Source organism: Magnetospirillum sulfuroxidans (genome assembly GCF_018224925.1).
Lineage (GTDB): Bacteria > Pseudomonadota > Alphaproteobacteria > Rhodospirillales > Magnetospirillaceae > Magnetospirillum > Magnetospirillum sulfuroxidans.
On the sequence record NZ_JAGTUF010000036.1, the window covers coordinates 1 to 11,627 of the forward strand.

Genomic DNA, 11,627 nt, shown 5'->3' on the forward strand with positions numbered 1-11,627 from the left:
CATTCCTGAACCTGTCATCAGAGTCGTCCTCAAGCAAAGTTAACACCTTTGCTCTCCACGCTTTCCGGGCAAGTCCATTATTGCGTTCGCTGGTCGCCGTGCAAGGATTGAGGAATCGCGGCCATGGGCGGCTGCTGAGGCAGGTCAAAGCTGAAGGCCGCGCCCTGTCCTGCGCGGCTGTCCACCCAGATGCGGCCGCCCAGATGCTCGACGATGGTTTTCGATATGGCCAGCCCCAGCCCCGTGCCCTTGGGCTTATTGGTCAAGGTGTCGCCGACTTGATGGAATTTGTCGAACACCGCCTCTAAGGCGTTGCTGGGGATGCCGGGACCGTTATCGGCGACGGTGACGCGGATGCCGTCGTTCTGGGCCTGCAAGGTCAGGCGCACCTGGCCTTGAGCGGGTTCGACGAATTTCACCGCATTGGACAGCAGGTTGATGACCACCTGCATGAATTTGTCGGCATCGGTGCGCAAGGGCGGCAAATCGGGGGCCAGATCGGTTTGCAGGCCGACATTGCGTTCTTCGAACAAAGATTGGGTGGCGGCGATGCAATCTTCGATCAATTGGCGCGGATCGCAATCGCTTAAGGCCCAGGTCATGCGGCCGGATTCCATCTTGGCGATGTCGAGAACCTGATTGATCAGCCGGGTCAGCCGTTCGCTTTCCTTGATGACGATGGCCAGGAATTCCTGGCGCTGGCTTTCGTCCAGATGTGGGTTGTCGAACAAGATTTCCGAGAACGACCGGATCGAGGTCAGCGGCGTGCGCAATTCGTGGGTGACGGTGGAGATGAAGTCGTCCTTCATCCGATCCAGTTCCTGCAGCCGCCCGTTGGCCGCTTTCAGTTCAGCGGTGGCCGCTTCCAGGCGTTGGGAATAGGCGATGACCTGACTGGCCTCGTCCAGAATTTCCATCACCTCGTCCAGACCGACGATCTCGCCCTTGGAGACCGAGGCGACCATCACCCGCGCCGAGGCGGCGCCGATGGCCCCGGCCAGCAGGGTTTCGGCCATGTCGACCAATTCGGAATCGGCCTCGGTCAGGCTGTCCAGATCAATACCGCGCCGTCGCGCCCATCGGCTAAAGGCTCGCTCGGCGTTGTCGGGGCCGACGAAGCGCACGCATAACGCCTTGAGCTCGCTGATGGCGGCGGTGCCGCGCCAAAAGCGCGAGCGGCCCTGATGCGGCCCGCTGGGGCGCAGGGCATCGACGAACAAGGACGCTTGGATCCGCTCCATGGCGGTGTGCCCGGTCAGCAACGATACCGAGACATAGGCGCCGACATTGGCCAACATGCTCCAGATCAGCGCATGGGTGACCGGCTCCAGTCCCGACAGGCCGAACAGGGCGTAAGGCTTGAGCAATTCGATGCCGGCCAGCCCCTGTTCGGCGAATTCCGCCGGCAGCCAACCGGAACGGGCGAAACTGGGCAACAGCAAGGTATAGATCCACACGGCAAAGCCGGCCAACAGCCCGGCCAATGCCCCTTTTTCCGTCGCGCCTTTCCACAAGATGCCGCCGATCAAAGCCGGGGCGAACTGGGCGGCGGCACAGAAACTGACCAGACCGATGGTGGCCAAGGCATAGGATTCGCCGATCAGCCGGACATAAGCGTAGCCCAGCAAGACGACGGCGGCGATGGTGCCGCGGCGGATGGCCAGCAGCAGCCCGGAGAGATCGGCCCGCTGCGCCAGCCCCAGCCAGCGCAACCGCAGCAGCAAGGGCATGACCAGATCGTTGCAGACCATGGTGGACAAGGCGATGGTCTCGACGATGACCATGCTGGCCGCGGCCGACAGCCCGCCCAGGAAGACCAGGACCGCCAGCCCGGTGGCGCCGTTGGTCAGCGGCAAGGCCAACACATAAAGATCGGGCGAAATATCTTGGCCGGCGAAAACCATGCGCCCGGCCAGGGCGATGGGCAGGACGAAAATGTTGATGGCCAGCAGGTATAGCGGAAACAGCCACACCGCCTTGTCCACATGACGGCGGTCGACGTTTTCGACCACGGTGACCTGAAATTGCCGGGGCAGGCAGGTGAAGGCCAGCATGGACAAGATGACCAGCGCCACCCAATCGCCGTAACCGCCGCCGCTGATGGTGAAGAGCTGGCGCAAATCGGGATTGTCGGCAGCCTTGACGAAAATATCGGCGAAGCCGTCGAAAAGACCGTAAGTGACGAAGATGCCCACCGCCAAAAAGGCGATCAGCTTGACCACGGATTCAAAGGCGATGGCCAGGACCATGCCCTCGTGATGCTCGGAGGCGTCGATGTGGCGGGTGCCGAACAAGATGGCGAAGGCGGCGAGAAACAGCGCCACCAGCAACACGGTATCGCCCAGGATCGGAATGGTCGAGATCGGGGCGCTGACATGGGGCCAGTCCAGCAAGGCGGTCAGGGTGGTCGATACCGCCTTGAGCTGCAACGAAATATAGGGCATGACGCCAAGCACGGCGATGACGGTGACGACGCCGCCCAGCACCGGGCTTTTGCCGTAACGGGCGGAAATGAAATCGGCGATCGAGGTAATGCGGTGGGTGCGGCCGATATGAACCATCTTGGCCACCACCACCCCGGAGAGGGCGACCACCAAGGTCGGCCCCAGATAGATGGGCAAGAACGCCAATCCGCCAGAGGCGGCGCGGCCGACGCTGCCGAAAAAAGTCCACGAGGTACAAAAGACGGCGATGGACAGGGCGTAGGTGGTGGGATTGGCGATCAGCGAACGGCCCTGGGCGGCGCGGCGGTCGCCGATCCAGGCGATGGCGAACAAAACCAGCAGATAGGCGATGGAAATGGCGACGACGACAGAGCCGGAAACCATGTCATTCTCCGTTGTCGGTCTTGCGTTCCACCACCAGGGCCATGATGACGATCAGCGCCAGCCAACCGCCGAACAGCCAGAGCACCAAGAACGGGATGCCGCCGACCAGCACATCGCGAGACGCGACGTTAAGCAGCGGTGGCGAGAACAGCGCCAGTCCCAATAAAAAAGCGGCGATCAGACGTTCACGCTTTCCCGCCGGCCGGGTCAGGCGCAGCCGTGGCGGGCTCATGGCCGCTGGCCTTGGCCCAACCAATCCAGGCTGGCCTGACAGGCTTGTCCCAAAGTGTGCAGGCCTTTGGCTTCAAGCCGCGGCAGCAGGCGGGCCAAAATCTCGGCGGTGATCAGGGCGTCGGACAAGGCCGAGCGATGGGGCAGGGGGGGAATGCCCAAGCGTTCGGCCACCGCCGCCAGCGACAAATCGTAACCGGGGTCCAAAAGCGCGGCCAGGATCATGGTATCGAGCACCGGCTGGCGCAGGGCGATGCCGGCTTCGCCTTGGGCCGCGTCCATAAATTTCAGATCGAAGGCGACATTGTGGCCAACCAGCACGGCATTGGCGGCAAAGCTGGCGAATTGCGGCAAAACCACCCGCAGCGGCGGCTTGCCTTTGACCATGTCGTCGTCGATGCCGTGATAGAGCCGCGATTGCGGTGGAATCGGGCAGCCGGGATCGATCAGGCGTTCGAAGCTTTCCCCCGACAGCACCCGGCCCTGGGCGATGCGCACGGCGCCAATCTGCACCAGCCGGTCACCCTGGTCAGGTCGCAGGCCGGTGGTTTCGCAATCGAAGGCGATAAAGGGCAGCGTCGACAGTTTGTCGTTGGCTTGGGCTCCGGCATTGAGGTGACGCTGCATCAGTCCAAGGTCATGCACCTCGGGGCGCGGCTGGCGCGGCCGGTCGGTGGCGGCAAATTGCGGTCGGGTCGGCGGCGGCAAGGGGATGCGAAGCACCGCCAGGGGATTGCTGCCTTTTTGGCTCCACGGCTCCGATTCATGACGGTCCAGCAGGTCGCGCAAGCTGTCGCCGCCGGCGCCGGCCGGCTGGTCCAGCCACAGATCGACCATGGCGGCGGGGATGGCCGGGCCGTTCCAGGCCAGATCGACATAGACGCGGCGGTCGGCCAGCAACGCTTCGAAATCGAATTCCCGCTGGCCGCTACCATGAACCAGATGGCGGACCAGGGCGGTGAAGCTGTCCAGCAAGGCGCGGCTGTCACCGTGCAGCCACAACGGAATCCCGACCATATTCAAGGTGATGCGCTCGCCGGCCAAAGAGCGGGCCAGACAGTTGAACAGGTCCTGGGAATGCAGATCGCTGTTGGCGGCCGCCGGCAAATGGGCGGTCACATGGCTTTCCAGCCGCTCGACGGCGGCGGAGAGGGTGGTGCATTCCTCGGCGATCACCTCGTCAAAGGCGGCGCGTTCGGGCGGGGTCATGTGGGGAAAGGCGGCGATGGTTTCCGCCGCCGCCCGCAGATTGGCCAGCGGTCGGCGCAGGTCGCGGATCGCGGCGCGACGCAAGGCCAGATCCCGCAACGCCCCGCTGGGCTCGGCTTCTTCCGCCACCAGACTCAAGAGGTAAAAACCGGCATGGACGCGGATCTTGCCGCGTAACAGACGCGTGCCGTCGGCATCGGCGCAGACCAAGGCGGCGGATCCGCCGGGGGCCAAACCGTCCAGGGCGCGCAACAGCGGTTCACTGGGCAGCAACAGGGTGATCTCGCTGCCGATGGTTAAGGCGGTGCGCCCGAACAAGGTGGCGGCGGCGGCATTGGCGGCGGCGATGCGATGGGTGACAAGGTCGCAGACGATGGTCGCGTCGGCCAGTTCCGCCAAGGTGGCCAAAAGCCAGTCGCGCACCGGTTCGGCGGGGATGGGGCGGGGCGGTGGGGCGGGGATGGCGGTTTCGCCGCCAGCGGTCTGGCGGCGGGGGGCACAGCGGCGCCACAGCATCAGCAGCAGGGCGAGGGGAAGCACACCGATTCCGGCCACCAGCGGCGCCGGTGCCGGCAACCGCGAGGCCAAGGCGACCAGCACCACCGAAAGCGCGGTGGCGCCGATCAAGAGGGTGACCCGCTTGCGCTCGGTCATGGCGCCCTCCTTGGCTGGTCAGGGATTACCCAGGAATGACCGCACCTTCTCCACCACGTCGCGGGTGGAAAAGGGCTTGGTCACGTATTCGTCGGCGCCCAGGGCCAAGCCCTTCTCGCGCTCGACCTCGCGTCCCTTGGCGGTCAGCATGATGATGCGGATGTCGTTCCAGGCGGGATTGGCGCGCACCGTCTGGCAGACGTCATAGCCGTCGCGTTTGGGCATCATCACGTCCAGCAGGACCAGACCGGGCTTGTGCGCGGCGATGGCCTCGAGCGCGGCCTCGCCGTCGCGGGCGACATGGACGTCATAGCCCACCTGCTTGAGCAGGAATTCCAGCGACAAGACGATGTTGGGTTCGTCATCGACGACCAGGACGGATCGCGCCATGGGCCTGCCTCCTCTGTACGGACCTTCTCTGAAGGAAGGTTTGATGGCTGAGCGTATCATGCCCATCCGGGTTTGCACATGGTGCCTAAAGCGGATTACAGCAATCCGACTTCTTCCATTTTCTCTTTTAGCCGGCCTTCTTTTTTGCGCAAGGCTTCTTCCATGCGTTTGATGCGGCGATCCAGGTCTTCAATATTGGCCAGCCGTTCGACACGCTTGCGTTTGTCCCAACCGGCGCTGGCCCGTTTGATGCCCCAATCGGCGGCGACAAAGAATAGCGCTGCCCCGGCCAGAACCGAAACCAGCGCCGCCCAGCCGCCATAGGTGCGGTCGACCGCCACCACCGCTCCCCAAAAGCCGATGCTGACCAAGGAACCGGCCCCGACCAGCATGACCCGGTTGATGGTGCGGTCATGGCGCATATGGCGGCGTTCGGCGGAACGCAGGGTGTTGACGATCTCCTCGCGGGCGATGGTTTGCCAGGTGCGGAACGACATGCCCTTAACCGTGCGGTTGTCGCGAATGGTCTGCTCCAGCTTGCGGACCAGATAATCTGCCTGTTGTTCAGGACTTGGCCCCTCGGCCATGCATGCGCTCCCCGATTGCGTCGGCGGCGATGTTAGCATCCCTGCAAGATCAAGGAAACTCACCCTCCTCCGCCGCGCCAAGGGAGATGACGGCAGATCTCGGCGCGGGCGGAGGAAGGCGACACCCCATATCGGTTTCAGACCCGTGGGGCATCTCGTCGTTCAAGCGGTTCAAACCCAGGGCGCCCCTGACGGCGTTCAGGCCCGTCCCAGACGGCGCCGACGGGATCGCGGCGGTCGGCGCTGCGCCAGTTTTCGTGGCGGCGGCGTTCGGTTTCCTGGAAATCCAGGCGGCGGCGGCGACGGTCGGGACCAAAAAAACCGCCGCCTTGAATGAACAGACGCGGGTGCTCGACGATCGAGCGCAGGCGGCTGGCGACCACGTGTTGCGACCAGGGCCGCAGCATGAATTCATTGGCGCCGGCATCGCGGGCGGCGGCGATGTGGGTCAGGCCGGAATAGGCGGTCATCACCACCACCGGCAGAAAACGGTGCGGGTTGCCGTTGGCCCGCAGATGTCGCAGGAAATCCACGGCATCGACCTGATCGGACCAGTCGAGAAACAAGATATTGGGCTGTTCGCTTTCGATATTGGTGATCGCGTCGCGGGTGCGGCCGCAATCAAGCACGCCATCGCAGCCCAAATCGCTCAAGATGTCGCGCAGCAGACGGCGGTTGCTCAGATAGGGGTCGAAGACCAGCGGGCGGCAGCGACTGAAATCGGCGCCGAAAGCGAGCTGTGGGGCAAGCACATAGGCCATGGCGGGCTCTCCTTGGACCGCTGAATTGATGGCGATTTATTCCAGTTGGGCATTGCCGGCGGCGCTGACAAGGGGGGCTATTTCTGGCTTTGCCGAAATGGTCCGGCGGCCGTCTGCTCGGTCATGTCTTCGTGCAGCAAGGCGCGTTCGTGGGTGACGAATTTATCCACGGCCCGCCGCAGCGACGGATCGGCGATCCAATGGGCGGAATGGGTGGCGCTGGGCATGTAGCCGCGTGCGACCTTGTGTTCGCCCTGAGCCCCGGCTTCCACCCGTTTGATCTTGTGGCTGATGGCGAAATCCAGGGCGCGGTAATAGCAGGCTTCGAAATGCAGGCACGGCAGATCGCCCGCCGGCGCCATTCCCCAGGTCCGGCCGTACAAGGTGTCGCCGCCCAGCATGTTGAAAGCCGCCGCCAAGGGGTGGCCGTCTTGTTCCACCCACACCAGCACCACCGAATCGGCCACTTCGGAAACCGACAGCAGGTCGAAGAATTCACGGCTTAGATAGGCCTGGCCCCATTTGCGGTCCACCGTCGCCTCGTAGAAGCGGTGAAAGGCGTCCCAGTGCCGGGCCTTGACGTCGGCGCCGACCAGGGTGGTGATGGTCAATCCCTGCGCCGCCACCGTCTCGCGCTCTTTGCGCACCTGTTTGCGCTTGCGTGAGGCCAGGGCGCCGAGGAAATCGTCGAAATCGCCATATCCCGGATTGTCCCAATGATATTGGCATCCCAGCCGGCGGATGAAGCCGGCGGTTTCCAGCAGGTCGGCCTCGGCCTCGGTGGGAAAGGTGATGTGCACCGATGACAGCTTTGATCTTTCCGCCAGCGACACCATGCCTTGGGCCAGGGCCAGCCGATGAGCGGGGCGATCGTGGCGTGACAGCAGGCGCGGGCCGGTGACCGGGGTGAAAGGAACGGCGCATTGCAGTTTTGGGTAGTAACGGCCGCCGGCTCTGGCATAGGCTTCGGCCCAGCCCCAATCGAACACGTATTCGCCATAAGAATGGCTTTTGACGTATAGGGGGGCCACCGCCACGATTTCGCCATCTGCGTCGCGTAAGACCATGTGGCGTGGCAGCCAGCCGGTTTCACCGGCGACGGAACGCGAACGTTCCAGCGCCGCCAGGAAGCCATGGCGGACGAATGGGTTGCCGGCTCCGGCACAGGCGTTCCAGTCGGCGGCGGCGACGTCATCGACGGAACCGACGATTTCAGCCTGTACGGTGTCGGTCATCGGGGCGTTTTTCCTTTGGGCAATTGCGGCATCACAGCATGACATGGCGGCCATGAGCGGAAAATCCAAGGATCGGAGCCTGCATTTACTGGCCGGCGGCTTGTTGCTGGCCATGGCGGCCCTGTTCGCCGTGGCTTGGTATTATCAGATTGCGCCGTTGAAAGCCTTTGCCGAGGCGGCCTTGGTTGGGGGCATCGCCGATTGGTTCGCCGTCACCGCCTTGTTTCGTCGGCCCTTGGGGCTGCCCATTCCCCACACGGCCCTGATCCCGGCCAACCAAAAACGTCTGGGCAAGGCCTTGGGCGAATTTGTCCGCGACAATTTCCTTGCTCCCGATCTGGTGGTGGCGCGGCTGCGCCAAGGATCCCCCGCCGGCTGGATCGCCGACACGCTGGCGCAGCCGGCCATTGCCCACACCCTGGCCCGCCGGCTGGCGCGGGTGATGGAGGATGCCGATACCCGCGCCGCCGTGCTGGGGCTGATCCGACCGGGGCCGCCCTTGGCCCAGGCCTTGTTGCTGGTGATGCGCCAGCATGGCCATCAACGGGTTTTCGATCGTGTGCTTGACGCCGTGCAAAATGCCTTGGTGCGGGACAATGCTTTTGTGCTGGCCAAGGTTTCGGACGGTTCCGGCCGGTGGGTGCCGGGCTGGATCGACCGCAAGTTGGCCGACAAGTTGACCGCCGCCCTGGCCGCCGGCCTGGATGATCTGCGCCGGGCCGATCATCCCTGGCGGCTGGGGTTCACCGGCTGGCTGGAACGGCTGGCCGAGCGCTTGCGCGATGATCCGGCCTTGGCCGCCAAACTGGCCGCCATGCGCGATACCATGCTGGCCGACCTGTTGTCGGAACCGCATCTGACCCCGCCCTTGGCCGAAGCCATTGTCACGTGGGGGCGGCGGCTGGCCGCCGATCCGGGGGGGCGTGCCCGGCTGGATCGCCGCCTTATTCATCTGACCGAACGGGTCTTGGTGCCCAGCCGCCGGGAAATCGGCGATTTCATCGCCGAGGTGGTGGAGCGGTGGGATAGCGCCACCTTGGTGGCCAAGCTGGAGGGGCAAGTGGGGCGCGACCTGCAATATATTCGGGTCAATGGCACCTTGGTCGGCGGTCTGGTCGGATTGGCGCTTTACGGTCTGTCCCACCTGTTGGGGTAGCAGGTTGCGGCGCAAGCATGGCCGCTGTTGCTGAAACGGCGCATAGAATGGCTTCTTCCGCCGCCATGATGGTGCTATTGTCCGCGCCTCCGTTGCCGGCAAGCCGTATTCAATCCCGGGACCATGACCATCGAACCCGTTGTCATCGATTTCGCCAGCCTTACCCGCGCCCAGCTTCGGGACGACGGCGGAAAACCGCTGGAGGCCATGCTCCTGCAAACCGACGACATCGCCGACGCGGTGGCTCAGGCGGTTGCGGGCAATTACGCGGTCATGCCCACGGGCGGCCTGACCAGCGCGATCGGTTCCTTCGAGTACAAATCCGACGCCGTCGGCGGCTTCGCCGGGGTGGTGGCGATTCGTCCCAAGGGAACGGTCAGCCCGCACCTGGTCGATGCCGATACCGCCCCCGAGAATTTGAAGACCGATCAGATTTGCATTCGCCGCGAGGCCGGCACCATCGCCGTTGGCGCCGGTCTGACCTTTACCCAGGTCAATGCCGCCTTGGCCGACCATGTGGGCGGTTCCGCCCGGGTGCTGGTGGATCTGACCAGCGTCGGTTCCGCTTATGTCGGCGGCGTTGTCGCCACCGGGGCGATGGGGCCGTTGCGCATGCGTCCCAGTTCCACCCTGGAGGCGGTGGTGGTTGCCGATGGCGGGGCGCCGCGATTGTTGACCGGCGCCGAGCTTGATTCGATCGAGGGCATGCAGGGATGGACCGGCATGGTGGTCTCGGCGGTGTTCCGCTTCTACGAGGTGCCGCCGGCCGAATTCGGCTTGGTGCTGCCGGTCCAGGGCACCGACGTCGATGCGGTGGCCGGGCTGCTGGCCTATCTGGAGCCATGGACGCGGGTTAACCTGCCCGGCTGTTCCGGTGGCCGGCTGGGCAATGGTGACACCGTGCTTAATGGCGTCGAAATGGTCAGCCGTGATTCGTTGGACGCCTTCATCAAGCATGCCCAGGACCCGGCGCGCAGCAAGGCGCAGGGCTTGCTGCAAAGCTGCGAATACGCCAATGCCGACATGCTGGCCTGCATTACCGGTTGGTCAGAGCAATCGGTGGACGACGTTTTGTTCAGTCTGATGGACCCGGAAACGGAAACCATCGGCGGGGTGATGATCGAATTCGGCGTCGGCTTTTCCTCGGGGGCCGAGATGGAAATCTTCCGCGCCATCCGCGAGGGCGCCCCGGACATGGCCCGCACCAAGGCCCGCGTCACCCCCGAGGGACGGATGAAGCCGTGGAGCACCTCGACCGACGTCAATATCTCGGCTCCCGCCGATTCCGGCGCCATCGCCGCCATTCTGACCGCTTACGCCGATTACCGTGCCTTGGTGCGCGCCATCGCCGAACAGGCGGGCGAGGGGCTTGAGGTGGAATTGTCCGCCTATGGCCATTTGTCGCCGCATGGTATCGACCCGCATCATCGGGTCAGCATCTTCGCCGATCTTGGCCGCGATGCGCAGCTTGAATCGTTGCGACAGGCCGTGCTGGACGGCAAGCGCGGCCTGATCCGCGATTTGGTGCGGGCCGCCCAAAATGGCGGCGCCGTGATCACCGGCGGCGAAAAGGGGGTTCCGTCGTTGGTGGAAATCGCCCGCGCCCTCGGCGGCGAGGAGCATCTGCCCGATGAACTCCGCCAGCGCCTAAGCCGTGCCCGCCAAGCGGTCGGCGCGGCTCCGCTTCATTTCAGCTTCCGCGCCCCGGCCGAATTGCGTTAGACCAGTTTCAGCTAAAGCGGAAACTGGTCTCGATTTCAAAAGTGGCCCGTGACGGGCCGCTCCGGCGCCGCTCCGGCTTATCGCATGTCCACGCTTCGCGTGAAAATGCTCTAATTCAGCCCGTGCTCCAGGCGCGCGGCCGCTTCATGCCGGCGATTTTGCACGCCTGCTGGACATAGCCATAGGGGAAGAGTGCGAACAGGCGGTTGCGGTCCGCCCCCAGGGCTTGCGTCAGGTGCTTCATCACATGGCGGACATCGGGGGTAATTTGGTGTTCGTCCTGCCATTGCCGCATGAAGCGGATGGCCTGCCAGTGTTCTTCGGTCAGCGCGATCCCCTCGGCCTTGGCCGCGGCGTGGGCGAAATCCTCGGTCCAGTCGGCGGGATCAATCAGGTACCCTTCGGCGTCGATGGAAGGCATGGCGGTGGTTCCGTGATGGCGTTCGCTCATTGTGCGGAATCCATTAGAGAATCGTGATTGACGATGGTCAAGCCGATTGATTTGCCAAAAATCATGGTTTTTATGTGGTTATTTTGGTCGTTGTTGTTGACGGAAGTCAAAGAGCAGTAATGGCGGAATGGAGATGATTATCCATACCCAATGACGCTCATGCCGAACGTGCCGGGTTGACCGGGTCCGAAATCACCCCTCGTTTCGGACCCGGTCTTATTATCGATCGTGCGATCGCGGCAAAAGCAGGATGGCGAAGCTCTGGGGCATGACCGAGGAGAAAAACGCGTCTTTGTTGAAACCGGGCGGCTTGGACGTTTGCAAGTTTGGACTTGCCCGGAAAGAGTGGAGAGCAAAGGTGTTAACTTTGCTTGAGGACGACTCTGATGACAGGTTCAGGAAT

Annotated in this window: 10 protein-coding genes; 2 read left to right on the forward strand and 8 right to left on the reverse strand. The window is 63.8% G+C overall.

Going from position 1 to position 11,627, the window contains the following annotated elements; translation table 11 throughout:
• Positions 1-77: 77 nt before the first annotated feature.
• The 7 genes from KEC16_RS19235 to KEC16_RS19265 form a co-directional block, all read right to left on the reverse strand.
• Positions 78-2,828 carry an ATP-binding protein gene (locus KEC16_RS19235; protein ID WP_211551985.1) on the reverse strand — a complete coding sequence of 917 codons (2,751 nt, stop codon included), beginning with the start codon at positions 2,826-2,828 and terminating at the stop codon, positions 78-80.
• A gap of 1 nt (position 2,829) precedes the next feature.
• Positions 2,830-3,060, reverse strand: a complete 231-nt coding sequence (locus KEC16_RS19240; protein ID WP_211551986.1) for a hypothetical protein — start codon at positions 3,058-3,060, stop codon at positions 2,830-2,832.
• A complete protein-coding gene (locus KEC16_RS19245; RefSeq protein WP_211551987.1) occupies positions 3,057-4,922 on the reverse strand; it encodes a 3'-5' exonuclease in 1,866 nt (621 codons plus the stop codon). Before KEC16_RS19245 ends, KEC16_RS19240 begins: the two co-directional genes overlap by 4 nt.
• An 18-nt stretch (positions 4,923-4,940) precedes the next feature.
• Positions 4,941-5,312 (reverse strand): response regulator transcription factor, encoded by a 372-nt coding sequence (locus KEC16_RS19250; RefSeq protein ID WP_211551988.1) that lies wholly within the window; start codon positions 5,310-5,312, stop codon positions 4,941-4,943.
• Between the two features lie 95 nt (positions 5,313-5,407).
• Positions 5,408-5,899 carry a hypothetical protein gene (locus KEC16_RS19255; protein ID WP_211551989.1) on the reverse strand — a complete coding sequence of 164 codons (492 nt, stop codon included), beginning with the start codon at positions 5,897-5,899 and terminating at the stop codon, positions 5,408-5,410.
• A gap of 137 nt (positions 5,900-6,036) precedes the next feature.
• Positions 6,037-6,660, reverse strand: coding sequence for a response regulator (locus KEC16_RS19260; protein ID WP_211551990.1), 624 nt, complete (start codon positions 6,658-6,660; stop codon positions 6,037-6,039).
• 77 nt (positions 6,661-6,737) lie between these two features.
• A complete protein-coding gene (locus KEC16_RS19265; protein WP_211551992.1) occupies positions 6,738-7,895 on the reverse strand; it encodes a GNAT family N-acetyltransferase in 1,158 nt (385 codons plus the stop codon).
• 52 nt (positions 7,896-7,947) lie between these two features.
• On the opposite strand from KEC16_RS19265, the gene KEC16_RS19270 reads away from it, so the two are divergent.
• Together KEC16_RS19270 and KEC16_RS19275 are read left to right on the forward strand one after the other, a co-directional pair.
• A complete protein-coding gene (locus KEC16_RS19270; protein ID WP_211551994.1) occupies positions 7,948-9,051 on the forward strand; it encodes a DUF445 domain-containing protein in 1,104 nt (367 codons plus the stop codon).
• A gap of 123 nt (positions 9,052-9,174) precedes the next feature.
• Entirely contained in the window at positions 9,175-10,773 is a 1,599-nt protein-coding gene (locus KEC16_RS19275) for an FAD-binding oxidoreductase (RefSeq protein WP_211551996.1), read from the forward strand.
• Positions 10,774-10,888: 115 nt separating this feature from the next.
• On the opposite strand, the gene KEC16_RS19280 is transcribed toward KEC16_RS19275, so the two are convergent.
• Positions 10,889-11,224, reverse strand: a complete 336-nt coding sequence (locus KEC16_RS19280; RefSeq protein WP_211551998.1) for a TusE/DsrC/DsvC family sulfur relay protein — start codon at positions 11,222-11,224, stop codon at positions 10,889-10,891.
• Positions 11,225-11,627 lie beyond the last annotated feature (403 nt).